Here is a 23,694-nt window from a genome sequence, read left to right as displayed (position 1 = left end):
CCCCAATACCGCTTACTTCTTGGCAGCCTGATACAACGGCATCACCTTGGGAATGGCAGCCTGCAACGAGGCGATCCGGCTGGACGAAGCCGGGTGAGTGCTCATGAACTCAGGCGGAGCGCCCTCGGACGCCTTGCTCATCTTGTTCCACAAGGTGATCGCGGCGTTCGGGTCGTAGCCGGCACGGGCCGACAGCTCAAGACCGATCAGATCCGCCTCGTTCTCATTGGCACGGCTGTTGGGCAAGGTCATGGAGTAGTTCACTACGGTGTCGGCGAGGGCCATGCTGTCCTGGCCCAGGCCCAGCAGGGCGCCAGCCCCGGAGCGGGCCATCTCGATCCCATAGGCCTTGGACATCGCTTCACGACCATGCTCACGCAGGGCGTGAGCGATCTCATGGCCCATCACGGCGGCGATTTCAGCGTCGGTCAGCTTGAGCTGATCGATCAGGCCGGTGTAGACGATGATCTTGCCGCCAGGGCCGCAGTTCGCGTTGAGTTCGTCACTCTTGATGACGTTGACTTCCCACTTCCACTGCGCAGAATCCGGGCGAAACTGCGGCGCCTGGGCGATCAGGCGATCGGCGATGGCCTGCACGCGCTTGGCTTCGGCGCTGCTTTTATCCAGCACGCCCTTGCTCGAGGCTTCGCTCAAGGTCTGCTGATAGGACTGGGCATACATGTTGTTGACCTCGTCGGTCGACAGCATGCTGAACATGTACTGCTTGCGCTCAACGCCGACGGCGCCGCCACTGGTGGTATTCACCGCCTGACAGCCGCTCAGCAGGACGCCGGCAGCGAGCAGGCTGAGAACAAATGACTTACGCATAAAACACTCCCTGGGTACGTGCCGCGTATCCTAGGCGCAGACGCCCGGCGCCGCCAGAGCCATAGGGAAGATTTAACCCGAGGCTTATCTGTACCACGTCAAGCCGGCGTCAGACACTCCGGTGCATCCAGCTTGGGATCATTGACGAAATTGGCCAGCGCCCGCTCGCGTAGCGCAGCCGGTGGGCCAGCAAGCAACTCATGCAAACGCGCCAGAGGCGTCTCTGGATCAAGCCAGGCAGCCTGCCCGGCCTCGTCGAGAATCAGTGGCCGGCGCTGATTGACCACCGCCTGGGTGACCACTGCGCAGCTCAGCCAGACTTGCTCCTGCACCGGGTATGCCTCCCATATCGCTGCAAAGAACAGCGCCGCGCCCTCGCCCGGCGTCAGCCAGTAAGGCCGCTTGCGCACACTGCCACGCCATTCGTAAAAACCGTTGGCCGGCATCAGGCAACGGCGCTGGGTAAACGCCTGGCGAAACATCGGCTGTTCGGCCAGGGTCTCGGCCCGCGCTTGCGCCGGCGTCTTGGACAAGTCGGTTAGCCACGGCGGGGTCAGCCCCCAGCGCGCTCTGGCCACCTGTACCTGGCCGTCAAGCTGGCGCTGGATCAGCACCGAGGCGCCGGGCGCGATGTTCCATTGCGCCTGTTGGTCGGCGGGGTAGCCCGGCAGTGCGGCAAAGGCCGGGGTCCAGCGAAACAGGGCGTAGCGTCCACACATGCGATATACAACCTAGCAAATCAGTGTCCCGGGGTAACTCTCCGGTTCGTCGCCAGCAACTGGCTGGGCAACATTGTACGCATCGATCAGCTCGCGTGCGTAGCCGGCCTGCTCATCGGCCACCGCCAGGCCGAGCAAACCGTGCAATGGCAGCTCACCGGCGGCGCCGACCAGGTCGCGGCCGACCAGGTGCACCTCGATGCCCTCGCTGGCCAGCACCGCCACTAGCAGCTCGGCCTCCAGCAAGTTCTCTGGCTCGTAGATTCGTCGCATCAGGCGTCATCCTCGCTTTTCACATCGAGCATCCACTCGTCGCCATGCACCTGCAGGTCGAACACGATCGGCCGGCAGCAGACCTGACAGTCTTCGATGTAGCGCTGATCACCGCCGGACAGATCAACCGTGGTCTCCACCCCCTCTCCACAGTAAGGGCAATCGTAGAATGCAGTTTCCAGCATCGCGGCCTCCAGGGTGACTTATGCGTATAATTGTCGGTCTGTTTACGGGACCTGCGCGCGTCCGAGCCGTTTTTCGGAGCCGCCCCCTATCTATTACCCTAGTCGTTTCCAACAAGAGAGCATGATGGGCGAATTCGATGCCATCCGACCGTATGACGATGCTGAGGTGCAGGCGGTGCTGGCGCGCCTGTTCAGCGACCCGGCATTCCTCGATATCCTCACCCACTTCCGCTTCCCGCGGGCGGCCGGTGCCTTCGGCTGGCTGCTCAAGCCGTTGATCGCGCGCCGCCTGCGCAAAGAGTTCGCCGGCGTCAGTTGCGTCGCGACCCTGCAGGACAAAGTCGAGTATTACGTCGACCAGACCATCGATCGCGCCACCGACGGCGTCACCTATTCAGGTGTCGAGCAGCTCAAGGCAGGCACGGCTTACCTGTTTTTGGCCAACCACCGCGACATCGTCATGGATCCGGCCTTCGTCAACTACGCGGTGTACCACGCCGGCCTGCCGACGCCGCGCATCGCCATTGGCGACAACCTCCTGCAAAAGCCTTTTGTCAGCGACATGATGCGCCTGAACAAGAGCTTCATCGTGCACCGCTCATTGACCGGTCGGCGCGAGAAACTGGCGGCTTATCAGTTGCTCTCGGCCTACATCAATCATTCGATCCGCACCGATGGCGCGTCGATCTGGATCGCCCAGGCTGAAGGCCGGGCCAAGGACGGCGATGACCGTACCGATTCGGCGATCCTCAAGATGTTCCACATGAGCCGCAAGGACGAGCCATTCGGCGCGGTGATCCAGGGCCTGAACCTGACGCCGGTATCGATCAGCTACGAGTATGACCCTTGCGATCAGGCCAAGGCGCGCGAGCTGCACATCCGCGCCACCACCGGCAGCTATACCAAGGCGCCCGGTGAAGACGACAAGAGCATCGCTACGGGCATCACCGGCTATAAAGGCCGCGTGCATATCCACTTCGCTGCACCGGTCAGGGAGTTCTTTGCCGATACCAAGCTATTGGCGCAGGAAGTTGACCGGCAGATCCTGGGTGGTTACCGCTTGTTCCCGGTGCACTACCTGGCCTACGCAATGTGGCAGGATGCCGACCCGGCACTGGCCGTGCCTCCTGCCGAGAAGCTGTTCCAGGCTGAAGAGCTGGCCAAAGCCAAGCAGGAATGGCAACGCCGCCTCGACGCCTGCCCGGTCGAACAGCAGCCGTACCTGGTGCTGCAGTACGCAACGCCGGTACGCAATCAGTATCAGGTCAAGGTCCAGAGCCAGGTTGCCTGAACCGCGGCGGGGCTGGCAGCAGCCCCGCCGTCAGACCCAGGTACTCAACCAGGACAACAGCAGCGCCAGCGCCAGGCACGCCGAGCCGAGGGTGTAGTAGTAACGCGGCACGCGCCGATCAAAGGCGTCGACCAGGCCTTCGTCGACCGCCAGGCTGCGCCGCGTCAGCGCCGCCCGGCGCCGGGCGCTTTGCAGCAGCAGGCCACCAGGGCAGGTAATCAGCAGGGCCAGCAGGTTGATCAGCTTGGCCGGATGGGCCGCCAGCAGCCCCCAGAGTACTTGCACAGACATTACAGACCTCGCAGTCGCGACAGCAAAGCCGAGCATTCTACCCAAGCCGGTCGCGTTGGCTGCGGCTTTACGACCAACTGCCGACGGATTTCATCTGCCATACCCTTTGTTCTCTGCGCTGCGCTATCGCCTGGTCCTGAAGCAAAAAAAACCGCCGCCTGAGATTCAGGCAGCGGTTTTTTTATGACCTGGCTGTGACGAACGCTTATTCGCCGAGCACCTGACCGATGGTCGGGTCCTTGAACAGACGGGTCAAGGCATCGCTGAGCACATCACTGACCAGCTTGGTGTTGGTTTCCTGGTTCGGCGCCATGCCGAAGCGCTGATCCAGCGAAGCGCCGTAACGGCCGCTGTAACGGCGGTTGGCATTGGCTACGTCAGCACGGAAGGTCGCGCCGATGGTCGCCTCGGTCACATACATCTTGTCCTTGGGCGACTGGTACTTCAGTTCGGCCAGGGTCACGGTCAACTGCGGCGCATTGGAGCCGCCCTGGGTCGGGGTGAAACCGAGCAGACGCACCGCAGCTTCGGCCTGAGCCTGCAGCTTGGGCACGACATCGTTGCCGTTGACGCTGATCGTGCTGGTTTCCGGGTACATGCCGCCACGGGTGCCGAGCGACTGCGAAGGACGACCATCGACTACCCGTACCACGACTGGCTGGCCGCGACCGACCGGATTGAGCTGAGTGGTCAGCTTGGGTTGCGGGCTGAGTTGTTGCGGGCTGTGGGCACAACCGACCAGGCTCAGGCTGGCCACCGCGAGCAAACCGAACAGCAGACGTTGCAACATGCGCGTTTCTCCAGAAAATGCGGCAAAGGCCCACAGTATACCCAGCCGCTTGAACGCCAGCTATCGGCTATATCCGCTTGTCATAATGCTTTCATGGCCGCGCCGTTATCCTTGGCCCAGCCCACTCCATACAGGATTCGCCGCCATGGCCTCGCTCTGGAACCTGCTGTTCAAGCGCTCGCCCCAGCTTATCTATGCTCGCCTCGACAGCACCGGTTGCTGCCTGGGTTTCAAGCAGTGCAGCCAGCCGCCCAGCGGTAGCGGCTGGGTTCAGGTCAGTGACATGCAGCTAGCCTGGCTGGGCCGAACCTTGCCTGCCAGCGCCCGGGTTTGCGCCCGTGCAAGCCGTCGTTGGCAGCAACGCAGCCTGCCCGCCTGACAAATGCTGCAATAAAAACCGCGATTAACGACCTTTCTGCCCGCGACATCGCTATAATCTCCCCCCGATTATAAGGACGTCTCCTGATCGGGCCCCGCACCTGCCGATTGACCCCGGCACCTTCACCGCCTCGCCCACAGAGAGCCTTCCACTTCAGGTCTTGCATCCGGCTGTTGCGCCTGCTTTTTCTGGCCTTCTGCACTGCATGAACCTGTGGGTTGCCATCGCGCAGTCCCTTTTTGAGGTTCACGTCTCCAAAAGAGCGTGGAAAAAACCAGGTTTTCACAACTTCACAAGAGTGTGGCGAGCAAATGAACAGTCTGGCATGTGCAACAGCAGCAGATGTGTCCCCAACAGCCCCTGATGGCCGGTATTGGCGCTCATCCATGATGAGTCACTGAGGCCGGTCCATAACGCACGTCGGACACCTTGACCATAAGTCGAATTGCCGCAGCCGTGGCAATCAGCGTTCAATAGCTGAACCCTGAGACTGATTGGCGGTGTTCGCGAAGTTGCAAGAACTGCGAAGAGTCGGACATGGCGAGCCTGGCAACCCCAGGGATCCTATGCTGTCAATTAGGTGCTGTAGATTGTGGAGACGCGTTAATGGCGCAGAACGAATCGGTTGATGTAGTACTGGTAGGCGCGGGCATCATGAGTGCCACCCTGGCCGTACTGCTCAAGGAGCTCGACCCGGCCCTTAAACTGGAGGTCGTCGAGGCGATGGACTCCGGGGCTGCAGAAAGCTCGAATCCCTGGAACAACGCCGGGACCGGCCATGCCGGCCTGTGCGAGCTGAACTACACGCCGCAGGCCGCCGATGGCAGCATCGACATCAAGAAGGCCGTGCACATCAACACCCAGTTCGAGGTGTCACGGCAGTTCTGGGCGTACCTGATCAACAAGGGCGGCCTCGGCGCGCCGCGTGACTTCATCAATCCCGTGCCACACCTGAGCTACGTCGAAGGTGACAAGGGCGTGTCCTTCCTCAAGAAGCGTTTCGAACTGCTCAAGCAGCACCACGCCTTCAGCGAGATGGAGTACACCGAAGACAAGGCGGTGATGCGCGACTGGATGCCGTTGATGATGCCCGGCCGACCGGCCGACCAGCACATCGCCGCAACCCGCGTGATGAAAGGCACCGACGTCAACTTCGGCGCCTTGACCAACAAGCTGCTGAAAATGCTCGGCAACACCGCGGACAGCCAGGTCAAGTACAGCAAGAAGGTCGTCGGCCTGCGCCGTAACGGCGCCGGCTGGACCGTCAGCATCAAGGACGTCAATAGCGGCGGTAGCCGTGAAGTCGATGCACGCTTTGTCTTCCTCGGCGCTGGTGGCGCGGCATTGCCATTGCTGCAGGCTTCGGGCATCCCCGAGAGCAAAGGCTTTGGCGGCTTCCCGGTGAGCGGCCAGTGGCTACGCTGCGACAACCCGGAAATCGTCAAGCAGCACCAGGCCAAGGTCTACAGCCAGGCTGCTGTAGGCGCTCCGCCGATGTCGGTGCCGCACCTGGATACCCGTGTCGTAGACGGCAAGACTTCGCTGCTGTTCGGCCCCTATGCCGGCTTCACCACCAAGTTCCTCAAGCACGGTTCGCTGCTCGACCTGCCACTGTCGGTACGCCTGGGCAACCTCGGCCCGATGCTGGCAGTCGCGCGCGACAACATGGACCTGACCAAGTACCTGGTCAGTGAAGTGATGCAGTCGATGGAGCAACGCCTGGACTCGCTGCGCCGCTTCTACCCAGAAGCCAAAGCCGAAGACTGGCGCCTGGAAGTGGCCGGCCAGCGCGTGCAGATCATCAAGAAAGACCCGAAAAAAGGCGGCGTGCTGCAATTTGGCACCGAGCTGGTTGCGGCGGCCGACGGCAGCCTGGCGGCCCTGCTGGGCGCATCGCCTGGTGCTTCGGTGACGGTGTCGATCATGCTTGATCTGATCGAACGCTGCTTCCCTGAGCAAGCCAAGGGTGCCTGGGCGAGCAAGCTGCACGAGATCTTCCCTGCTCGGGAAAGTGTCCTGGCCAGCGATGCAGCGCTGTACCGCAAGGTCAGCGAGCATAACGACCAGGTATTGCAGATGGTTGAAAGCAGCCCGGCTCAGCATTACGCCTGACCGGTCTAGGGGCCGCTCTGCGGCCCCAAATCACTCCGACTCAGATCACTCAACCACGGGCGTTGTTGATGATCTCGATGTACTCCGCCGCATTACGCTGATCAGCGATCTGCTCGACGAAGGTCTGACCGTGTTCGTCCTTGCCGTCCAGCTCATAACCCGCCTCGACGAAGAACCCGACAAACCGCTCGAAGTCATCGATGCGCAGGCCACGATAGGCTTTGACCAGCTTGTGCGCGGACGGCGACGTCACGCCGTCGGCCGGGTCGTACTGCAGAAACGACTTGATGTAGTCGTCACTGATCTCGTCACCAATCACTTGCTTCTTGTCTTTACGCATTGCCGACTCCACCTAAGCCATCACCAAATTTCGCAGGGCGGCAGTGTACCCCCGCCAATGCGCAGGCCTCAACGCGTACGTACGGTGCCGGTATGCAGATCCGCCCAGACATGGCCGTTGGCGTAAGTCAGAAACTGCACGTAGACGGTCTCGTTGCGCAGCAGGTCGATGATCACCCGGTAGTCGGCCATCGGGTAGTTCAGGCTCAGGGTGCGGGTCTTGTCGTCGTAGACTGGCTTCTTCAGGCTCTTGCCACCTTCACCATCGAAGCTGAGCAATACTTGGGTAATCGTCGCGCCCTTGCTCAGCGGCTTGCCTTTCAGGCGCATCTGCAGCGAGGCGGTGATCGGGATCGGTTGTTGGTCAGACTGACGCTGGGTGCCGACCACTACCGAGTAGTCGGTGACTTGCAGCAACTGTTGACTGGTCGGCGCCTCTTGGCGCAGCGACTGGTCATCAGGTGGCAGAAACTGGCTGTGCAGGGGCGCCGCAGACAACGGCAGGCTCAGCGCCAACAGCAAGGGAATGAACGCACGCATGTGAGGCTCCTTGGCATGAAGCCGCACTCTAGCATGCCCGCTCAGGCGAACTGCGCGCGCATCCACACCTGGTATGCGGCAACCCCTGGCTCACCCTCACGCGGGGCCCATGGCGCCAGCTCACCCTCACCCACCGGGCGATAAGGGCCGGCCTTGCACTCGAACAGAATGCTGTCGGCGGCGAGCACCACCAGCGCGTGATAGACGCCCGGTGGCAGGTCGACACCGAGGCACTCGCCACCGGCCTCGAGCAGGCGTTTTTCGATAACCCCGCCCTCCTCGTCGAACAGCAGCAGGCCAAGGCGCCCTTTGAGCACCAGCAAGGTCTCGGCCTTGTCTTCGCTCAGGTGGCGATGCGGCGGGATGTAGGTGTCAGGCTGCAAGCCAACCGCCATGCGGTGGCACGGTTCGGCCATGGCATGAAAGTTATGGTGCTGACGCCCGCGCGGGTTGGCCGCAGCCTGCTCGGCCAGGCCGGCAAACAAGGACTGGTCGATGAATGCCGGCGCGCGCATGGCTTACAGGCCCTTGACGGCGAAGATGCCGTTGGCGTTGCGCCAGTAGCCTTTGTAGTCCATGCCGTAGCCGAAGATGTAGCGGTCGATGCATGGCAAGCCGACGAAGTTGGCCTTCAGATCCGGGCTGGCCTTGCGGTCATGCTCCTTGTCGATCAGCACGGCGGTATACACCTCACGGGCGCCGGCATGCTTGCAGAACTCGATGATCGCGCTGAGGGTGTGGCCCTCGTCGAGAATGTCATCGACGATCAGCACATCGCGGTCAATGAACGATACTTCCGGCTTGGCCTTCCAGAACAGCTCACCGCCGCTGGTCTGGTTGCGGTAGCGAGTGGCGTGCAGGTAGGACGCTTCCAGCGGGAACTGCAGATGGGTGAGCAGCTTGCCGGCGAAAATCAGGCCACCGTTCATGACGCAGAACACGACCGGGTTCTTGTCATGCAGCTCGCGGCTGATGTGCTCGCCTACCTTGGCAATGGCCGCTTCGACCTCGGCTTCGTTGTACAGGCAGTCAGCTTCGCGCATGACTTGGCGGATGTGCTCGAGATCGGCGGACATGGCGCTCCCCAGGGGTCGGAATCGGAAAAGCGGGCAAAGGTACGCATCCGCTGGCCTCAGATCAAGCGTTTATGGACTAACGTGCACAATGACAAAGCGACAGCTCAGGCTGAATAGATTAATCTAGCGCGGTTTTTTTGCCCGCCTTCCGGAGCCCTCCCCCATGCCTACTCGTGAGATCCGCCATCCGCTGATCCGCCACAAGCTCGGCCTTATGCGCCGTGCCGATATCAGCACCAAGAACTTTCGCGAACTCGCCCAGGAAGTCGGCGCCCTGCTGACTTATGAGGCCACCCAGGACCTGCCACTGGAGTCCTACGAAATCGACGGCTGGAGCGGTAAAGTCCAGGTCGAGAAAATCGCCGGCAAGAAGATCACTGTAGTACCGATCCTGCGTGCCGGCATCGGCATGCTCGACGGCGTGCTCAGCCTGATCCCGGGCGCCAAGGTCAGCGCCGTGGGCGTTGCCCGCAACGAAGAAACCCTCGAAGCGCACACCTACCTCGAGAAACTGGCACCGGACATCAACCAGCGCCTGGCACTGATCATCGACCCGATGCTGGCCACCGGTGCGTCGATGGTCGCCACCATCGATCTGCTGAAAAAAGCCGGCTGCAAGGAGATCCGCGCGATGGTGCTGGTGGCGGCCCCCGAGGGTATCGCCACAGTCGAGAAGGCCCACCCGGATGTGAGCATCTACACCGCCTCGATCGACGAGCGCCTCAACCAGCACGGCTACATCATCCCAGGCCTGGGCGATGCCGGTGACAAGATCTTCGGCACCAAGCAGAAGGACGCCTGATCATGCAGGACGGCTTCAACGACCCGCTCTGGCGCCAGGTCGTCTCGGGCGCGCAGATGCTCTTCGTGGCATTTGGCGCGCTGGTGCTGATGCCGCTGATCACCGGCCTCGACCCTAACGTGGCGCTGTTCACCGCCGGCATCGGCACCTTGCTGTTCCAGCTGGTGACGGGCCGTCAGGTACCGGTGTTTCTCGCCTCGAGCTTTGCCTTCATCACCCCGATCATCCTCGCCAAGGGTCAGTTCGGCCTGGCCGAGACCATGGGCGGAGTGATGGCGGCAGGCTTCGTCTACACCTTCATGGGCATGATGGTGAAGATCAAGGGCACCGGTTTCATCGACCGCATGCTGCCGCCGGTGGTGATCGGCCCGGTGATCATTTCAATCGGCCTGGCCATGGCGCCGATTGCCGCCAACATGGCTATGGGCAAGGGCGGCGATGGCGCCGTGCTGATTCCGTACCAGACCGCGATGCTGATTTCCATGCCGGCCCTGCTTACCACCCTGATCGTGGCCGTGTTCGGCAAAGGCATCTTCCGCCTGGTGCCGATCATTGCCGGGGTCCTGGTCGGTTTTGCCATGGCCTTTGCCTTTGGCGTGGTCGACACTGCCAGGATCGCTGCGGCGCCTTGGCTGGCGATTCCCCATTTCACCGCGCCAGCGTTCAACTGGCAGGCGATTCTGTTCATCGTTCCGGTGGCCCTGGCGCCGGCAATCGAGCATATCGGTGGAGTGATTGCTGTCGGTAGCGTGACTGGTCGCGACTACCTGAAAAAGCCCGGCTTGCACCGCACGTTGCTGGGCGATGGCCTGGCCACTACTGCTGCCGGCCTGTTCGGCGGGCCGCCCAACACGACCTACGCGGAAGTGACCGGTGCGGTGATGCTGACCAAGAACTACAACCCGAAGATCATGACCTGGGCGGCGGTGTTTGCCATCACCCTGGCGTTTGTCGGCAAGTTTGGTGCGCTGCTGCAGAGCATTCCGGTGCCGGTGATGGGTGGGATTCTGTGTCTGCTGTTTGGCTCGATTGCGGCGGTGGGGATGAATACCATGATCCGCCACAAGATCGACCTGAGCGAGGCGCGTAACCTCGTGATCGTTTCGGTGACGTTGGTGTTCGGGATTGGCGGGGTGCTGATTGGCAGCGGTGATGGACCGGATGACTGGGGTCTGAAGGGGATTGCGCTGTGTGCCATTGTGGCGATTGTGTTGAATCTGTTGCTGCCTGGGAATGATGGGTGGAAGAACAACAAACTGGATGATCAGTTGCCTTGAGAGGTGATTGGCTGCCCCAGCTTTGTTGGGGCTTATCCGGTATTTTTTTTACCTGACTTGAGGTTGCCGGGACCGCAGCACGTCGCAAGCTTTTGACTTTGGCCCTTGATCTGCGCCAGCGCAGCGAGGCGTGCCTTTGATCTTGATCTGCTTTTGATCTTGATCCACCGGCGACTCAGGAGGCCGAGCGCAGGTCTTGCGAAGGGAGGTGACGGCCATGGATGGCCGGCAAGCGCTGCGGGCCAGGAGGCCCGTACAGCGCGGTCCTCCCGGGAGCAAGGCCGGAGCGAGGGAACCCCGCAGCGCAGCGAAGGGGCCGGATGTGGAGCCAAGCCTTTTTTTGGTTACTTTTTTGGGGCGTTTGCCAAAAAAGTGACTCGCCGTAAGGGCGAAAGGGGCCCGAACAGCCAATAAATCAAATGGATAGTACGAAAGGGTCCGGCACTATCACCATTAGAAACCGGCCCCAAACCTCAAGCCTCCTCACAAAGCCCAGCCAACGTCCGAGCCCACTGCGGATGATCATTCAAGCAAGGCACAAGCACCAACTCCTCCCCCCCAGCCTCGATAAACTGCTCCCGCCCCCGATCCCCGATCTCCTCGAGCGTCTCGATACAGTCAGCAACAAACGCCGGGCACATCACCAGCAACCGCTTCACCCCAGCCTTGGCCAACTCATCAAGCCGCGTCTCGGTATAAGGCTCGATCCACTTGGCCCGCCCCAACCGCGACTGGAACGACGCCGACCACTTGCCATCCGCAATGCCCATCGCCTTGGCAAACGCCGCCGCACTGGCCAGGCACTGCGAGCGATAGCACACGGCCCGCACATTGGCACACGCCTGCTGGCAGCAATCGGCACTCTGGAAGCAATGGTTGCCGGTCGGATCAAGCTTCTTCAGATGCCGCTCAGGCAGCCCATGGAAGCTCAACAACAGATGGTCATAGTCATCCTGCAGATACGGCCGCGCACTGGCCACCAACGCATCGATATAGCTCGGCTGATCATAGAACGGCTGCAACACCCGCATCTCCAGCGGCAACTGGTGCTGCGCAATGGTCTGCGTCGCCAGTTCGATCACGGTGGTTACCGTGCTGTCAGCGAACTGCGGATAGAGCGGCGCCAGCGTCACCTTGCGTACGCCCTGCGCAGCCAGGCGCTTGAGCACCTCCGGTAGCGCCGGCTGGCCATAGCGCATGGCCACTTCCACCGGGCCATGCGGCCAATGCGCATGCATGGCGGCTTGTAGACGACGGGTCAGCACCACCAGCGGCGAGCCCTCATCCCACCAGATCGATGCGTAGGCATGAGCCGACTGCTCAGGGCGCTTGATCAGGATCAGCGACACCAGCAAGCGCCGCACCGGCCACGGCAGGTCGATCACGTACGGGTCCATCAGAAACTGGTTGAGGTAGCGGCGCACGTCGGCTACCGAAGTGGAGGCTGGCGAACCCAGGTTGACCAGCAGCAGGGCATGATCGGTCATGCAGCGTCCTATGTCAGAGGCGCCCGGACAGGTTGTCCAGCGCCGATTGCAGATCGTTGAAACGGAAGGTGAAGCCAGCCGCCAGCAAGCGCGTCGGGCGCGCGCGCTGGCCACCGAGAAGCAAAGTCGACAGCTCGCCCAGCCCGGCCTTCAACACCAACGCCGGCACGGGCAACAACGCCGGTCGATGCAGCGCCTTGCCCAGGCATTTGGCAAAGGTACGGTTGCGCACAGGCTCTGGCGCGCAGGCATTATAAGGACCGCTGGCGTCGTTGTGGCGCATGAGAAAATCTATCAGAGCGATCTGATCATCTATATGGATCCACGGCATCCACTGCCGACCACTGCCCAGCGGCCCGCCCAGGCCGAGTTTGAACGGCAGGCGCAGGCGCGACAAAAAGCCGCCATCGCTGGCCAGCACCAACCCGGTCCGCACCAGCACCACGCGTATGCCAAGCGCTTGAGCACGCTGCGCGGTCTCCTCCCAGGCGATGCACAGCTGGCTGGCAAAGTCCTCCTTGACCGGTTGCGAAGCCTCGGTCAGCTCGCGCTCACCGCCATCGCCATACCAGCCCACTGCTGAGCCTGACACCAGCACTTCAGGGCGCTGCTCGCGCTTTTGCAGCCACGCCAGCAACTGCTCGGTCAAAGTAATGCGGCTGGCCCAAAGCAGGTTGCGCCGCGCTGCGGTCCAGTGCCGGTCGGCAATCGGTGCGCCGGCCAGATTGATCACTGCGTCGATTGGGTCATCGGCATCCAGATCATCCAGCTGGGCGATACCGCGTACGCCGCTGCCACAAAGCATCGGCACCTGTTCCGGGCGCCGGCTCCAGACCGTCAACCGATGGCCCTGGCCAGTCCACAGACGGCAAAGATGCCTGCCGAGCAAACCGGTACCGCCTGTCAGCAATATATGCATGGCTGTGTCCTCGCAGATCGTCGGGGTGGTCTATTTTTAACAACAAGGCACTTTCTTGACCGCACGCTCTCGGATAAACATAGGCCAAGCTGGCCTATAGAGCGGAATAACCTTATACAAACTTTACGCATTGTACAGGTTTGCAAGACCGCGTAATCTGCTTCGAGCAAGGTTAGAAGAGGCCATCATGACAGTACCTATTGCCATCATTGGTGCCGGCATTGCCGGCCTTTCCGCAGCCCAGGCCCTGCAGGCCGCCGGGCAGACTGTGCACTTGTTCGACAAAGGCCACGGCAGTGGTGGGCGGATGGCCAGCAAGCGCAGCGATGCCGGTGCGCTCGACCTGGGCGCGCAGTACTTCACTGCCCGCGACCGGCGCTTCGTCGAGCAGGTGCAACAGTGGGAAGCCGCTGGTCATGCCGCGCAATGGAAGCCGCAGCTGTACAACTATCGCGATGGCGTCCTCAGCCCTTCCCCAGATGAGCAAGTGCGCTGGGTCGGCGTGCCGCGCATGAGCGCCATCACTCGCGGCCTGCTCAAGGACGTCACAGTCAATTTCGGCTGCCGCATCGCCGAGGTGTTTCGCGGCAAGCAGTACTGGCACCTGCAGGATACCGAAGGCTGCAGCCACGGCCCCTTCAGCCGGGTCGTGATTGCCGTGCCCGCACCGCAAGCCACGCCACTGCTGGCAGCAACCCCAAAATTGGCAGCGGTCGCCGCCGGCGTGCAGATGGAACCCACCTGGGCCATCGCCCTGGCCTTCGAGACGCCACTGCAAACGCCCATGCAAGGTTGCTTCGTGCAGGACAACCCACTCGACTGGCTGGCGCGCAACCGCAGCAAACCAGGGCGCGACGAGCAGCTCGACACCTGGGTGCTGCATGCCACGTCAGACTGGAGCAAGCAGCACATCGACCTGAGCAAAGAGCTGGTGATCGAGCAGTTGAGCGGCGAATTTGCCGAGCTGATTGGCTGCGCGGTGCCGGCCCCAACCTTTGCCCTGGCCCACCGCTGGCTGTATGCCCGCCCTGCCGCTGGCCATGAATGGGGGGCGCTCGCCGATGCTGACCTGGGCTTGTACGCCTGTGGCGATTGGTGCTTGTCTGGCCGGGTCGAAGGCGCTTGGTTGAGTGGCCAGGAAGCGGCAAGACGCTTGCTCGAACATCTGGAATAGACCTGGCTGTAAATCTGTACAGAAAAAACTATTTGCATAAGTGCGTGGCTGTGCTGGAATAGACTTGTACACAAGGAGCAACCTTGTACAAGTTTTTCTGGAGGCAGCGATGAACGCGTCGGCGAAACCCCGCATTGGCATCAGTGCCTGCCTGCTCGGCGAGAACGTGCGCTACAACGGCGGGCACAAGGCTTCCGAACTCTGCTTGAGTGCTTTCGAAGCGCACTTCGACTGGGTACCGTTGTGCCCTGAGGTCGCCATCGGCCTGGGTATTCCGCGCGATCCGATCCGCCTGGTAGGTGATCCGCAGCAGCCCGAAGTGGTTGCCACGCGCAACCCCGGCGCCAACTACTCTGCCCCACTGCGCGCCTACGGCGAGCAGATGGCTGATGAAATCGGCGATGTCTGCGGTTATATCTTCATGCAGAAGTCGCCCTCATGCGGCCTGGAGCGGGTCAAGGTCTATCAGGACAACGGCCACCCTGCGCTCAAAGGTGGCCGCGGTGCCTACGCCGACGCTTTCTGTGCGCGCCGCCCCGATCTGCCGGTCGAAGAGGAGGGCCGCCTGCATGATCCGGTACTGCGGGAGAACTTCATCAGCCGCGTGTATGCCTACGCCGACTGGCAGCAGCAACTGGCTGCGGGGCTGAGCCGGGGTGCGTTGGTGAGTTTCCATTCGCGGTACAAATACCTGCTGATGGCCAACAACCCCAAAGCCTATCGCGAGCTTGGCCGGATGTTGGGCAGCATGCGCAAGGATGCCGACCCGCAGCAGGTCGGCGCGCAGTACTTCAGCCTCCTGATGCAGGCACTGCGCCGCCCGGCAAACCGTGGCACCCATTGCAACGTGCTGCTGCACCTGAGCGGTTATCTGCGCGATGCGCTGGACCAGGGTGACCGTGCCGAGCTGCAGCAGGTGATCGGCCAATATCAGCAAGGGATCGTGCCATTGGTAGTACCGATGACCCTGCTCAAACACCACCTGCGGGTACATCCAGACCCCTACCTCAGCCAGCAGGCCTATCTGCAGCCCCACCCCGAAAGCCTAGGTTTACGCAATGCAGTCTGAAGATTTGATGCCCATCGGCGAGCTTGCTCGCCGCACTGGGGTAAACCCGGTCACCTTGCGCGCCTGGGAGCGGCGCTATGGTTTGCTCAAGCCGCAACGCACGGCCAAGGGGCATCGTCTGTACGGCTCCGACCAAGTCGAGCAGGTGCAGGCGATCCTGCGCTGGCTCGAGCGTGGTGCTTCGGTCGGCCAGGTCCGTGAGCTGCTTGAACACGCCCCAAGCGTTGCCCCACAAGGGGACTGGCAGTTGCGCGAGCAGGCGTTGATCGAAGCGGTGGGTAACTTGTCCCAGCGCACCCTCGACCAGCAGCTCAATCAGGCCATGGCGCTGTACCCGGCCGTCACGCTCTGTGAACAGCTGCTGCTGCCGTTGCTGCACAGCCTCGCCCGGCGCTGGCAAACGCATTTCAACGCCCGCCTCGAGCAGGCGTTTTTTCACACCTGGCTGCGCAGCAAGTTCGGCGCACGGGTGTATCACGACAATCAGCAGCTTGCAGGGCCGCCGGTGCTGTTGGTGGTCGACAGCGATCGCGGCTTCGACGCGCATCTGTGGCTGTGCGCCTGGCTGTTTACCAGCAGTGGCCGCGCCGTCGAGGTGCTCGAGTTCGCGGTCGCCGGCGCGCAGCTGCAACGCGCCGTGAGCGAGCTGCAAGCGCAGGTACTGGTACTGCTGCTCGGCCCGCGCGTTGACTATGCCGCCCTCGAGCGCGCACTGCATGGCATCGACGCGGCAAAACTACTGGGTGGCGAAACAATTGCCCTGCACCAGACCCAACTGGAAGCCATGCAGCAACCCGGCCTGTCCCTGTTCGACACACCGCAGGCCGCCTTGCGCCTGCTTCAGCGACTTGCGCTCACCCCGCCAGAGACGACTCCTTCATGCAATTGATGTGGCTGCGCAGCGACCTGCGCATCGATGACAACAGCGCCCTCAGCGCTGCCTGTGAACGCGGCCCCACCGTGGCCGTGTGGATAGCCAGCCCCGCGCAATGGTTGAGCCATGACGATGCCCCGTGCAAGGTCGACTTCTGGTTGCGCAACCTGCGCGAGTTAAGCCAATCACTGCAGCAACTGAACATCCCGCTGCTGATTCGCCACACCGACGACTGGGCTCAGGTGCCGCAAGTGCTGCTCGATATCTGCCGGGAGCACGCTGTGGAAGCAGTGCACTGGAATGACGAATATGGCGTCAACGAGCAACTCCGCGATGAGTGCGCAGAGGCCCTGCTGCGCAGCAGCGACATCAGCGTGCATCGTTACCTTGATCAGTTGCTGCTCAACCCCGGCACCGTGCTGACCAAGGCCGGCCAGTATTTTCAGGTGTTCGGCCAGTTCAAGCGTGCCTGCCTCGAGCGTCTGCAGCATGGCATGCCTGCCATGGCCAGCAGAGTTGCGAAACAAGCTGCGACGAAGATCGCCAGCGACCCGATCCCATCTGGCTTCGACGGATTTGCCGAGCCCACTCAGGCGTTGCGGGAATTGTGGCCCGCCGGTGAAAAAGAAGCGCAGCGGCGCCTCGCCGAGTTTGCCGAACACAGCATCGATGATTACCTGCAACTGCGCGATTTACCGGCCGAACCCGGCACCAGCCAGTTGTCCGCATACCTGGCAGCGGGGGTAATTTCCCCTCGGCAGTGCATGCATGCGGCGTTGTCGGCCAATCGCGGCGAGTTCGACAGCGGCAGTGCCGGCGTGCAGACCTGGATCAACGAACTGCTCTGGCGTGAATTCTACAAACACATCCTGGTCGGTTATCCACAGGTCTCCCGCCACCAACCATTCCGCGCACACACCGCTGCCCTGCCCTGGCGCAATGCACCGGAAGATTTGAAGGCCTGGGAACAAGGCCGCACCGGCTTCCCCATCATCGACGCAGCGATGCAGCAACTGCTGGCAACTGGCTGGATGCATAACCGCCTGCGCATGATCGTCGCGATGTTTCTGAGCAAGAACCTGCTGATCGACTGGCGCCACGGAGAGCGGCACTTCATGCGTCATCTGATCGACGGCGACCTGGCCGCCAACAATGGTGGCTGGCAGTGGAGCTCATCGACCGGCACCGACTCGGTACCGTACTTCCGCATCTTCAATCCGGTGACGCAATCGCAACGTTTTGATCCCAAAGGGCGCTTTATTCGTCAGTGGCTCCCCCAATTGAAGGCCCGCGACGATAAATCCATTCATTTGCCCATGAAATCTGCTGATCTTTTTGCTACAACCTCTTATCAGAGTCCAATTGTGGATCTCGCAAGCAGTCGCCAGCGCGCATTGGAGGCCTTCAAGGGCTTACCCGCTCGGCAGGATTAGAGGGCAGTGTGTGACACACACCAGGCCACCGAGGCCGCTGCACAGGTGCAAGCGGTCTGGGGCGCGCTGGATGCTCTGATCATCAATGCCGGAACCTGTGATTACCTCGCGCCCGAGCTTCTGCAGGCGCATAGCATCGATTTGACCGTGGTCGCACCACAATCGCTGCAGGCGCCGGTCACAGCCGCGCATGCCATCCCCGAACAATGGACAGCCGAAACCGCAGCGCAAGTGCTGGTCAGCAGCCTGGCTGAACGGGAGTCGGAACTGGTGTTGGAAGTGTGGAGCCTGAGCAGCCTGTGGCCGTTACCGCGCTAGAGCGGTTCCGGGGCCGCCTGGCGGCCCCGGCTACCTGACGGCGCGCTTACAGCGCCATACGGTAATGCAGCGAGTAGCTCTCTACACCATCATTGGGCTGCTTGATCCCGGCATTGGAGTAGTGGATTGCACGCACGCCGATCTCGTGGCCGCCAGCAAAGCGCAGGCCGAAGCCGATGCGGTCTTCGAACTGGAACGACGAGCCCAGGTCATTGCTTTCCAGCTTGGTGCGCGAGAACGCAGCGACACCGATACCTGCTTCGATGTACGGCTTGACGCTGTCACCGGCGAATTCATAGACGAATACCGGCGCGAACGACAGGCTGTGGTTGCTGGCAGTGGTGTCGCCGTCCCAGAAGGTATAGGCGCCATCCCAGTAGCCGGTTACCCGACCAACACTGGTTTGCCACCAGCTGGCATCCCAGTTCGATTGCAGGCCCAGGCGGTAGACCATGGTGGAGTCGCCGGTCTGCCCTACCGACAGCGACACGTCCGCAGCCTGCGCCGTTGTCATTTGCCCCATCGCCAAGGCGGCAGCCGCCGCCAAACCAAGCAGTTTCTTCATGAGAAACATCCCTTTCATTTGCTGTTTTAAGTGTTATGCCTCATCGGCACCTAGTAGAAATCAAAGCTTGTACGATAGTTCAGCTTTCTAGGTGGCTTTTCACATTTTTTTTACAGTGGGAAGCTTCGCACACTGTCGGATTTCTTCCACAACAAAGGTAGGATTTTTCTTAGATTGTCCGGATCACTGCTGGTCCAGAAGGCGGTCTGCTGCGCCGGCCCCTCTGCCAACAGGTCGCGTTCGCCGAGCAAACGCTGAAGTTGCCGGGCCACCGCAGCGCCGGTATCGATGATCGCTACATCTGCCGGAACCAGTTCGGCCAGTAGCGGGCGCAAGAAGGGATAATGCGTACAGCCCAGAATCAGCGTGTCACAACCCGCCTGCAGCAGCGGCTGAACATAGCCTGCGAGCAACCGGCGCAACTCGGCGCTGATCAGGTCACCCGCCTCGATCCGCTCGACCAACCCCGGGCAGGGCTGGGTGATGACGCGGACGTCGCTGGCGAAGCGGTCGAGCAAGGCGGCAAATTTGGCACTTTGCAGAGTACCGGTGGTGGCCAGCACTCCCACTACGCCTGAACGAGTCGCCGCCGCCGCCGGTTTGACCGCAGGTTCCATCCCCACCAACGGCCACTGCGGGTACTGCTCGCGCAGATCGGCTACGGCGGCCACGGTCGCGGTATTACAGGCCAGCACCATCGCCTTGGCACCTTGCTGCTGAAAAAACTCAGCGATATGGCGCAAGCGCTGGCGGATGTAGTCAGGGGATTTTTCGCCGTAGGGCACGTGACCACTGTCGGCCACGTACAGCAGTGATTCGTTGGGCAGCCGGCGCTGGATCTCGGCGAGCACCGACAAACCGCCGACCCCCGAGTCCATCACGCCGACCGGCGCCGAGCGCTCAGCCATGGCGCTGAGCGCACACGGCGCAGGCCGGGTCACGCTTGACCCGCAGTTCGCGCATGCGCGTAGTCAGCGCATCGATCAGCAGCAGGCGACCGACCAGCGGCTCGCCGAATTCGGCCAGCAGCTTGAGTGCTTCAAGTGCCTGCAGGCTACCGACCAGGCCTACCAGCGGGCCGATCACACCGGCTTCGCTGCAGGTCAGTTCGGCCTCGCTGCCGTGGCCATACAGGCAGTGGTAGCAAGGGCTGGTATCGCGCCGGGTGTCGAACACCGACAACTGGCCTTCGAGGCGAATCGCCGCGCCGCTGACCAGAGGCCTGGCCGCAGCTACGCACGCGGCATTGACCGCCTCGCGGGTGGTGAAGTTATCCGAGCAATCCAGCACCACATCGACCGCTGACACAGCCGCTGCCAGGGAATCCTCGTCCAGCGCCAAGCGGTGCGCAACCAGCTTGATCTCCGGGTTGATCGCCTGCAGCCGCCTGATCGCCGAGTCGACCTTGCCCATGCCGACACTGTCGGTGTCATGGATGATCTGCCGCTGCAGGTTGGTCAGGTCGACCGTGTCGAAGTCGGCCAGATGCAGCTCGCCAACCCCCGCCGCTGCCAGGTACAACGCCACCGGCGAGCCGAGGCCGCCGACGCCGACCACCAGCGCCTTGCTCTGCTTGAGCCGCAACTGGCCGTCGATATCCACTTGAGCCAGCAGGACCTGCCGGCTGTAGCGCAGCAGTTCCTGATCACTCAGCATGGCAGGCGCCCCAGCGAGATGCGTTCGTGGCCGCCCAGGTCACGCCGGCTGGCGACCTCGGTGAAGCCCTGTTGGCTGAGCAGTTCACGCACAGCATCAGCCTGATCGTAGCCGTGCTCAAGCAACAACCAGCCGCCTTCGACGAGGTGCTCAGGCGCCTGGGCGATGATCACGCGCAGATCATCCAGGCCATCGTCACCTGCCACCAGGGCACTGCTCGGCTCGAAGCGCACATCGCCAGCGACCAGATGCGGGTCGGCAGCACGGATATACGGCGGGTTGCTCAGAATCATCGCGAAGCGCTCGCCAGCCAGGGCATCAAACCAGTGGCTCTTACGCACCTCGACGTTGCTCAACTGCAAGCGCTGACGATTACGCTCGGCCAGCGCCACGGCGGCGTCGATCCGGTCTACGGCGACCACCTGCCAAACCGGGCGTTCGCTGGCCAGGGCCAAGGCGATCGCGCCGGTGCCGGTGCCCAGATCGAGCAACCGCGCCGGGCCGCCGGCTTGCAGCTCGAGGGCGGTTTCAACCAACAGCTCGGTATCGGGCCGCGGGATCAGGGTGTCTGGCGCAACCTCGAGGTCGAGCTTCCAGAACCCCTGCTGACCGAGAATATAAGCCACCGGCTCGCCGTCACGGCGGCGCGCGAGGTAGTCGGCAAACACCTGCGCGGCCTCACTGCTGACGATGCGCTCAGGCCAGGTGTGGAGAAAGCTGCGCGACTTGCCCAGGGCAGCCGCCAGCAGCAACTCGGCATCGAGCCGTTCGGTCGGCGAATCTGGCAACTGTGCGTTGCGCAGCAGGCTGGCAATAATGGTCATCAGTCCCCCAGGGCAGCCAATTGATCGGCCTGGTATTCGGCCAGCAACGGTTCGATCACGGCATCGACGCCGCCGGCGAGGATGTCATCCAGGGAGTACAGGGTCAGGTTGACGCGGTGATCGGTCACCCGTCCCTGTGGATAGTTATAGGTGCGAATGCGCTCGGAGCGGTCACCCGAGCCGACCAACAGCTTGCGCTCGCTGGCAATTGCGTTCTGCGCAGCGCTGGTCTGGATGTCGTTGAGCTTGGCCGACAGCCAGGACATGGCGCGGGCGCGGTTCTTGTGCTGGGAACGCTCTTCCTGGCACTCGACCACGATGCCGGTCGGCAAGTGGGTGATGCGGATCGCCGAGTCGGTCTTGTTGATGTGCTGACCGCCAGCACCGGAGGCCCGGTAGGTGTCTACACGCAGGTCAGCCGGATTGATCTCGATCGCGACCTGCTCGTCGGGCTCGGGCAGCACTGCCACGGTGCAGGCGGAGGTATGGATACGCCCTTGCGATTCGGTCTCCGGCACCCGCTGCACACGGTGCGCGCCGGACTCGAACTTGAGCTTGGCGTAGACGTTGTCGCCTTCGATGCGGGCGATGATCTCTTTATAGCCGCCGTGCTCGCCGACGTTCTCGGACAGAATCTCCAGGCGCCAGCCGCGCTTCTCGGCATACCGCGAGTACATGCGGAACAGGTCGCCGGAGAAAATCGCCGCCTCGTCGCCGCCGGTGCCAGCACGGATTTCCAGGAACACGTTGCGACCGTCGTTGGGGTCCTTGGGCAGCAGCATGCGCTGCAGCTGCGACTCCAACTCGACCAACTGCTCCTTGGCTTCGCGGACTTCCTCGACGGCCATCTCGCGCATGTCCGGGTCGCTGTCCTTGAGCAGCGCCTGCGCGCCCTCGAGGTCAGCCTGGACCTTGCGCCATTCCTGGTAGGCGCTCATCACCGGCTCGACTTCGGCGTATTCCCTGGAATAGGCCCGGAAGCGCGTCTGGTCGGCAATGACCTCGCCGTCACCGAGCAGAGCAGTCAGTTCCTCGAAGCGGTCCTGGAGGATATCCAGTTTATTCAGCAGCGACGCTTTCATTGCGGGGGTTTGTCCGTGGAGCCCTCGTTGAGGGCAAAGAGTTCCTGGGCCATGGCCAGCGCATCGACGCGGCCCTCGGCCGAGAGCTTTTTCAGCTGCACGCTGGGTGCGTGCAGCAATTTGTTGGTCAGCCCTCGGGCCAGCTGGGCCAGCACGTCCTCCGGGTTGCCGCCGTTGGCCAGCAGCCGCTGGGCCTTCTGCAGCTCTTCATCGCGTAGCCGTTCACTTTGCTGGCGGTAGGCCTTGAGCACGTCGACCGCAGCCAGCTCGCGCAGGCGCACCATGAAGTCGCCGGCGCCGGCCGCAACCAGCTCTTCGGCAGCTTGCGCCGCGCCCTGGCGACTCTTGAGGTTTTCGGCGACGACATCGTGCAGGTCATCAACGGTATACAGGTAGACGTCATCCAGCTCGCCGACCTGCGCTTCGATATCCCGCGGCACGGCAATGTCGACCATGAAGATCGGCTTGTGCCGGCGTTGCTTCAGCGCGCTTTCGACCGCGCCCTTGCCAAGAATAGGCAACTGACTGGCGGTGGAACTGATGACGATATCGCTGTGTGCCAGCTCCTGAGGGATGTCCGCCAGCAGTACGGCATGGGCGCCGAACTGCTCGGCGAGCATGCTTGCCCGCTCCAGGGTACGGTTGGCCACGACGATACGGCGCACGCCCTGCTCATGCAGATGGCGGGCAACCAGGGTGATGGTTTCGCCAGCACCGATCAGCAGCGCTTGGCTACGGCCCAGGTCACTGAAGATCTGCTTGGCCAGGCTGACCGCGGCAAACGCCACCGACACCGGGTTTTCGCCGATCGCAGTGTCGGTCCGTACCTGTTTGGCGGCGCTGAAGGTGGCCTGGAACAGGCGCCCCAGCAGCGGCCCGATGGTGCCGGCCTCACGCGCCACGGCGTAGGCCGACTTCATCTGGCCGAGGATCTGCGGCTCGCCCAGCACCAGCGAGTCCAGCCCGGAGGCGACCCGCATCATGTGCCGCACGGCGTCATGTTCCTCATGCACGTAGGCGCTTGCGCGCAGTTCATCTACGCTGAGCTGGTGGTAGTCGGCCAGCCATTGCAGCACCGCGTCGGCGGTCAACTGGTCCTGCTCTATGTAAAGCTCGCTGCGGTTGCAGGTCGACAGGATCGCCGCCTCGCGGCTGGCGGTCAGTCGGCAGAGCTGCTGCAGGGCGTCGACCAGCTGCTCGGGCGTAAACGCCACGCGCTCGCGTACGTCTACCGAGGCAGTCTTATGGTTGATACCAAGTGCAAGAAAGGCCATGCAAGGTCGCTGGTTGTGACGTGAAGCCGATAATTGTCCTACTTCGCAGGTTCCAGAACAACCACCGTTCACTATTGTCGTAATAGATCGTGGCCATGATGGCCACTACACGCGCCT

The 23,694-nt window shown here is 62.3% G+C and carries 28 protein-coding genes; 10 read left to right on the top strand and 18 right to left on the bottom strand.

Features of this window, described 5'->3' with window-relative positions:
* Positions 1-12 precede the first annotated feature (12 nt).
* The 4 genes from CXQ80_RS03545 to CXQ80_RS03530 all read right to left on the bottom strand — a co-directional run bounded on the left by CXQ80_RS03545 (position 13) and on the right by CXQ80_RS03530 (position 2,005).
* Complete coding sequence (locus CXQ80_RS03545) at positions 13-828, bottom strand: M48 family metallopeptidase (protein ID WP_101316543.1); 816 nt, start codon at positions 826-828, stop codon at positions 13-15.
* A 98-nt stretch (positions 829-926) separates the two neighbouring features.
* Positions 927-1,547 carry an SOS response-associated peptidase gene (locus tag CXQ80_RS03540; RefSeq protein WP_101316541.1) on the bottom strand — a complete coding sequence of 207 codons (621 nt, stop codon included), beginning with the start codon at positions 1,545-1,547 and terminating at the stop codon, positions 927-929.
* 12 nt (positions 1,548-1,559) lie between these two features.
* Complete coding sequence (locus tag CXQ80_RS03535; RefSeq protein ID WP_101316540.1) at positions 1,560-1,820, bottom strand: putative signal transducing protein; 261 nt, start codon at positions 1,818-1,820, stop codon at positions 1,560-1,562.
* On the bottom strand, positions 1,820-2,005 hold the full coding sequence (locus CXQ80_RS03530) for a CPXCG motif-containing cysteine-rich protein (protein WP_101316538.1): 186 nt from the start codon (positions 2,003-2,005) through the stop codon (positions 1,820-1,822). The genes CXQ80_RS03535 and CXQ80_RS03530 overlap by 1 nt, the downstream gene beginning before the upstream one ends.
* Positions 2,006-2,126: 121 nt before the next feature.
* Between CXQ80_RS03530 and CXQ80_RS03525 the strand changes: the two genes are divergently transcribed.
* Entirely contained in the window at positions 2,127-3,296 is a 1,170-nt protein-coding gene (locus tag CXQ80_RS03525; protein WP_178080744.1) for a 1-acyl-sn-glycerol-3-phosphate acyltransferase, read from the top strand.
* A gap of 30 nt (positions 3,297-3,326) precedes the next feature.
* On the opposite strand, the gene CXQ80_RS03520 is transcribed toward CXQ80_RS03525, so the two are convergent.
* Positions 3,327-3,587 carry a hypothetical protein gene (locus CXQ80_RS03520; RefSeq protein WP_101316534.1) on the bottom strand — a complete coding sequence of 87 codons (261 nt, stop codon included), beginning with the start codon at positions 3,585-3,587 and terminating at the stop codon, positions 3,327-3,329.
* A gap of 205 nt (positions 3,588-3,792) precedes the next feature.
* Positions 3,793-4,377: a YajG family lipoprotein gene (locus tag CXQ80_RS03515; protein ID WP_101316532.1), complete on the bottom strand. Its 585-nt coding sequence runs from the start codon at positions 4,375-4,377 to the stop codon at positions 3,793-3,795.
* A 145-nt stretch (positions 4,378-4,522) separates the two neighbouring features.
* Here CXQ80_RS03515 and CXQ80_RS03510 point away from each other — a divergent pair, with 145 nt between their 5' ends.
* Entirely contained in the window at positions 4,523-4,756 is a 234-nt protein-coding gene (locus CXQ80_RS03510) for a hypothetical protein (protein WP_101316531.1), read from the top strand.
* Between the two features lie 606 nt (positions 4,757-5,362).
* The gene (gene mqo, locus CXQ80_RS03505) at positions 5,363-6,868 is read left to right on the top strand and encodes a malate dehydrogenase (quinone) (RefSeq protein WP_101316529.1); all 1,506 of its coding nucleotides are present in this window, start codon (positions 5,363-5,365) and stop codon (positions 6,866-6,868) included.
* Positions 6,869-6,917: 49 nt separating this feature from the next.
* Here mqo and CXQ80_RS03500 read toward each other — a convergent pair whose 3' ends face one another.
* The 4 genes from CXQ80_RS03500 to CXQ80_RS03485 form a co-directional block, all read right to left on the bottom strand.
* Positions 6,918-7,208 (bottom strand): PA4642 family protein, encoded by a 291-nt coding sequence (locus tag CXQ80_RS03500; protein WP_101316527.1) that lies wholly within the window; start codon positions 7,206-7,208, stop codon positions 6,918-6,920.
* Positions 7,209-7,276: 68 nt separating this feature from the next.
* Positions 7,277-7,747 carry a hypothetical protein gene (locus CXQ80_RS03495; RefSeq protein WP_101316525.1) on the bottom strand — a complete coding sequence of 157 codons (471 nt, stop codon included), beginning with the start codon at positions 7,745-7,747 and terminating at the stop codon, positions 7,277-7,279.
* A gap of 41 nt (positions 7,748-7,788) precedes the next feature.
* A complete protein-coding gene (locus CXQ80_RS03490; RefSeq protein WP_101316523.1) occupies positions 7,789-8,262 on the bottom strand; it encodes a WbuC family cupin fold metalloprotein in 474 nt (157 codons plus the stop codon).
* Between the two features lie 3 nt (positions 8,263-8,265).
* Positions 8,266-8,823: a hypoxanthine-guanine phosphoribosyltransferase gene (locus CXQ80_RS03485; RefSeq protein ID WP_101316521.1), complete on the bottom strand. Its 558-nt coding sequence runs from the start codon at positions 8,821-8,823 to the stop codon at positions 8,266-8,268.
* 163 nt (positions 8,824-8,986) lie between these two features.
* Between CXQ80_RS03485 and upp the strand changes: the two genes are divergently transcribed.
* Together upp and CXQ80_RS03475 are read left to right on the top strand one after the other, a co-directional pair.
* Positions 8,987-9,625 (top strand): uracil phosphoribosyltransferase, encoded by a 639-nt coding sequence (upp, locus tag CXQ80_RS03480; protein ID WP_101316519.1) that lies wholly within the window; start codon positions 8,987-8,989, stop codon positions 9,623-9,625.
* Positions 9,626-9,627: 2 nt separating this feature from the next.
* Positions 9,628-10,902, top strand: a complete 1,275-nt coding sequence (locus CXQ80_RS03475) for a uracil-xanthine permease family protein (RefSeq protein ID WP_101316517.1) — start codon at positions 9,628-9,630, stop codon at positions 10,900-10,902.
* A gap of 473 nt (positions 10,903-11,375) precedes the next feature.
* Here the strand turns inward: CXQ80_RS03475 and hemH are convergent, their stop codons facing one another.
* Both hemH and CXQ80_RS03460 read right to left on the bottom strand, forming a co-directional pair.
* Entirely contained in the window at positions 11,376-12,389 is a 1,014-nt protein-coding gene (hemH, locus tag CXQ80_RS03465) for a ferrochelatase (RefSeq protein ID WP_101316515.1), read from the bottom strand.
* A gap of 13 nt (positions 12,390-12,402) precedes the next feature.
* The gene (locus CXQ80_RS03460) at positions 12,403-13,308 is read right to left on the bottom strand and encodes a TIGR01777 family oxidoreductase (protein WP_101316513.1); all 906 of its coding nucleotides are present in this window, start codon (positions 13,306-13,308) and stop codon (positions 12,403-12,405) included.
* 187 nt (positions 13,309-13,495) lie between these two features.
* Here CXQ80_RS03460 and CXQ80_RS03455 point away from each other — a divergent pair, with 187 nt between their 5' ends.
* The 5 genes from CXQ80_RS03455 to CXQ80_RS03435 all read left to right on the top strand — a co-directional run bounded on the left by CXQ80_RS03455 (position 13,496) and on the right by CXQ80_RS03435 (position 18,176).
* A complete protein-coding gene (locus tag CXQ80_RS03455; protein ID WP_101316511.1) occupies positions 13,496-14,482 on the top strand; it encodes an NAD(P)/FAD-dependent oxidoreductase in 987 nt (328 codons plus the stop codon).
* A gap of 109 nt (positions 14,483-14,591) precedes the next feature.
* The gene (locus CXQ80_RS03450) at positions 14,592-15,551 is read left to right on the top strand and encodes a DUF523 and DUF1722 domain-containing protein (RefSeq protein WP_101316510.1); all 960 of its coding nucleotides are present in this window, start codon (positions 14,592-14,594) and stop codon (positions 15,549-15,551) included.
* Positions 15,541-16,440 carry a MerR family transcriptional regulator gene (locus CXQ80_RS03445; RefSeq protein ID WP_101316508.1) on the top strand — a complete coding sequence of 300 codons (900 nt, stop codon included), beginning with the start codon at positions 15,541-15,543 and terminating at the stop codon, positions 16,438-16,440. Before CXQ80_RS03450 ends, CXQ80_RS03445 begins: the two co-directional genes overlap by 11 nt.
* Positions 16,431-17,858: a deoxyribodipyrimidine photo-lyase gene (gene phrB / locus CXQ80_RS03440; RefSeq protein WP_101316506.1), complete on the top strand. Its 1,428-nt coding sequence runs from the start codon at positions 16,431-16,433 to the stop codon at positions 17,856-17,858. Before CXQ80_RS03445 ends, phrB begins: the two co-directional genes overlap by 10 nt.
* A 6-nt stretch (positions 17,859-17,864) precedes the next feature.
* Positions 17,865-18,176, top strand: a complete 312-nt coding sequence (locus tag CXQ80_RS03435; RefSeq protein ID WP_101316504.1) for a hypothetical protein — start codon at positions 17,865-17,867, stop codon at positions 18,174-18,176.
* Between the two features lie 46 nt (positions 18,177-18,222).
* Here CXQ80_RS03435 and CXQ80_RS03430 read toward each other — a convergent pair whose 3' ends face one another.
* From CXQ80_RS03430 to hemA, 6 genes are all read right to left on the bottom strand, one after another.
* Complete coding sequence (locus CXQ80_RS03430) at positions 18,223-18,750, bottom strand: acyloxyacyl hydrolase (RefSeq protein ID WP_101316502.1); 528 nt, start codon at positions 18,748-18,750, stop codon at positions 18,223-18,225.
* Positions 18,751-18,851: 101 nt separating this feature from the next.
* The gene (gene murI / locus CXQ80_RS03425) at positions 18,852-19,649 is read right to left on the bottom strand and encodes a glutamate racemase (protein ID WP_101316500.1); all 798 of its coding nucleotides are present in this window, start codon (positions 19,647-19,649) and stop codon (positions 18,852-18,854) included.
* Positions 19,642-20,397 (bottom strand): molybdopterin-synthase adenylyltransferase MoeB, encoded by a 756-nt coding sequence (locus tag CXQ80_RS03420; protein WP_101316498.1) that lies wholly within the window; start codon positions 20,395-20,397, stop codon positions 19,642-19,644. The genes murI and CXQ80_RS03420 overlap by 8 nt, the downstream gene beginning before the upstream one ends.
* Positions 20,391-21,221, bottom strand: a complete 831-nt coding sequence (gene prmC / locus CXQ80_RS03415; RefSeq protein WP_101316496.1) for a peptide chain release factor N(5)-glutamine methyltransferase — start codon at positions 21,219-21,221, stop codon at positions 20,391-20,393. The genes CXQ80_RS03420 and prmC overlap by 7 nt, the downstream gene beginning before the upstream one ends.
* The gene (gene prfA, locus CXQ80_RS03410; RefSeq protein WP_101316494.1) at positions 21,221-22,303 is read right to left on the bottom strand and encodes a peptide chain release factor 1; all 1,083 of its coding nucleotides are present in this window, start codon (positions 22,301-22,303) and stop codon (positions 21,221-21,223) included. The genes prmC and prfA overlap by 1 nt, the downstream gene beginning before the upstream one ends.
* On the bottom strand, positions 22,300-23,577 hold the full coding sequence (gene hemA / locus CXQ80_RS03405) for a glutamyl-tRNA reductase (RefSeq protein ID WP_101316492.1): 1,278 nt from the start codon (positions 23,575-23,577) through the stop codon (positions 22,300-22,302). Before hemA ends, prfA begins: the two co-directional genes overlap by 4 nt.
* Positions 23,578-23,694 lie beyond the last annotated feature (117 nt).

It is taken from the genome of Pseudomonas sp. 02C 26 (assembly GCF_002843585.1).
In the GTDB taxonomy this organism is placed as follows: domain Bacteria; phylum Pseudomonadota; class Gammaproteobacteria; order Pseudomonadales; family Pseudomonadaceae; genus Aquipseudomonas; species Aquipseudomonas shirazensis.
Note: the sequence above shows the minus strand (reverse complement) of the source record. Positions and strands in the feature narration are given on the sequence as shown.

What these genes read in the sequence shown, in the direction of transcription:
- CXQ80_RS03545 (WP_101316543.1), bottom strand. Translation starts at nt 828, where the DNA reads ATGCGTAAGTCATTTGTTCTCAGCCTGCTCGCTGCCGGCGTCCTGCTG.
- hemA (WP_101316492.1), bottom strand. Translation starts at nt 23,577, where the DNA reads ATGGCCTTTCTTGCACTTGGTATCAACCATAAGACTGCCTCGGTAGAC.
- CXQ80_RS03450 (WP_101316510.1), top strand. Translation starts at nt 14,592, where the DNA reads ATGAACGCGTCGGCGAAACCCCGCATTGGCATCAGTGCCTGCCTGCTC.
- CXQ80_RS03540 (WP_101316541.1), bottom strand. Translation starts at nt 1,547, where the DNA reads ATGTGTGGACGCTACGCCCTGTTTCGCTGGACCCCGGCCTTTGCCGCA.
- prmC (WP_101316496.1), bottom strand. Translation starts at nt 21,221, where the DNA reads ATGACCATTATTGCCAGCCTGCTGCGCAACGCACAGTTGCCAGATTCG.
- mqo (WP_101316529.1), top strand. Translation starts at nt 5,363, where the DNA reads ATGGCGCAGAACGAATCGGTTGATGTAGTACTGGTAGGCGCGGGCATC.
- CXQ80_RS03520 (WP_101316534.1), bottom strand. Translation starts at nt 3,587, where the DNA reads ATGTCTGTGCAAGTACTCTGGGGGCTGCTGGCGGCCCATCCGGCCAAG.
- CXQ80_RS03535 (WP_101316540.1), bottom strand. Translation starts at nt 1,820, where the DNA reads ATGCGACGAATCTACGAGCCAGAGAACTTGCTGGAGGCCGAGCTGCTA.
- CXQ80_RS03525 (WP_178080744.1), top strand. Translation starts at nt 2,127, where the DNA reads ATGATGGGCGAATTCGATGCCATCCGACCGTATGACGATGCTGAGGTG.
- CXQ80_RS03445 (WP_101316508.1), top strand. Translation starts at nt 15,541, where the DNA reads ATGCAGTCTGAAGATTTGATGCCCATCGGCGAGCTTGCTCGCCGCACT.
- CXQ80_RS03500 (WP_101316527.1), bottom strand. Translation starts at nt 7,208, where the DNA reads ATGCGTAAAGACAAGAAGCAAGTGATTGGTGACGAGATCAGTGACGAC.
- murI (WP_101316500.1), bottom strand. Translation starts at nt 19,649, where the DNA reads ATGGCTGAGCGCTCGGCGCCGGTCGGCGTGATGGACTCGGGGGTCGGC.
- CXQ80_RS03530 (WP_101316538.1), bottom strand. Translation starts at nt 2,005, where the DNA reads ATGCTGGAAACTGCATTCTACGATTGCCCTTACTGTGGAGAGGGGGTG.
- CXQ80_RS03455 (WP_101316511.1), top strand. Translation starts at nt 13,496, where the DNA reads ATGACAGTACCTATTGCCATCATTGGTGCCGGCATTGCCGGCCTTTCC.
- hemH (WP_101316515.1), bottom strand. Translation starts at nt 12,389, where the DNA reads ATGACCGATCATGCCCTGCTGCTGGTCAACCTGGGTTCGCCAGCCTCC.
- CXQ80_RS03475 (WP_101316517.1), top strand. Translation starts at nt 9,628, where the DNA reads ATGCAGGACGGCTTCAACGACCCGCTCTGGCGCCAGGTCGTCTCGGGC.
- CXQ80_RS03460 (WP_101316513.1), bottom strand. Translation starts at nt 13,308, where the DNA reads ATGCATATATTGCTGACAGGCGGTACCGGTTTGCTCGGCAGGCATCTT.
- CXQ80_RS03490 (WP_101316523.1), bottom strand. Translation starts at nt 8,262, where the DNA reads ATGCGCGCGCCGGCATTCATCGACCAGTCCTTGTTTGCCGGCCTGGCC.
- upp (WP_101316519.1), top strand. Translation starts at nt 8,987, where the DNA reads ATGCCTACTCGTGAGATCCGCCATCCGCTGATCCGCCACAAGCTCGGC.
- phrB (WP_101316506.1), top strand. Translation starts at nt 16,431, where the DNA reads ATGCAATTGATGTGGCTGCGCAGCGACCTGCGCATCGATGACAACAGC.
- CXQ80_RS03420 (WP_101316498.1), bottom strand. Translation starts at nt 20,397, where the DNA reads ATGCTGAGTGATCAGGAACTGCTGCGCTACAGCCGGCAGGTCCTGCTG.
- CXQ80_RS03510 (WP_101316531.1), top strand. Translation starts at nt 4,523, where the DNA reads ATGGCCTCGCTCTGGAACCTGCTGTTCAAGCGCTCGCCCCAGCTTATC.
- CXQ80_RS03430 (WP_101316502.1), bottom strand. Translation starts at nt 18,750, where the DNA reads ATGTTTCTCATGAAGAAACTGCTTGGTTTGGCGGCGGCTGCCGCCTTG.
- CXQ80_RS03515 (WP_101316532.1), bottom strand. Translation starts at nt 4,377, where the DNA reads ATGTTGCAACGTCTGCTGTTCGGTTTGCTCGCGGTGGCCAGCCTGAGC.
- CXQ80_RS03485 (WP_101316521.1), bottom strand. Translation starts at nt 8,823, where the DNA reads ATGTCCGCCGATCTCGAGCACATCCGCCAAGTCATGCGCGAAGCTGAC.
- CXQ80_RS03495 (WP_101316525.1), bottom strand. Translation starts at nt 7,747, where the DNA reads ATGCGTGCGTTCATTCCCTTGCTGTTGGCGCTGAGCCTGCCGTTGTCT.
- prfA (WP_101316494.1), bottom strand. Translation starts at nt 22,303, where the DNA reads ATGAAAGCGTCGCTGCTGAATAAACTGGATATCCTCCAGGACCGCTTC.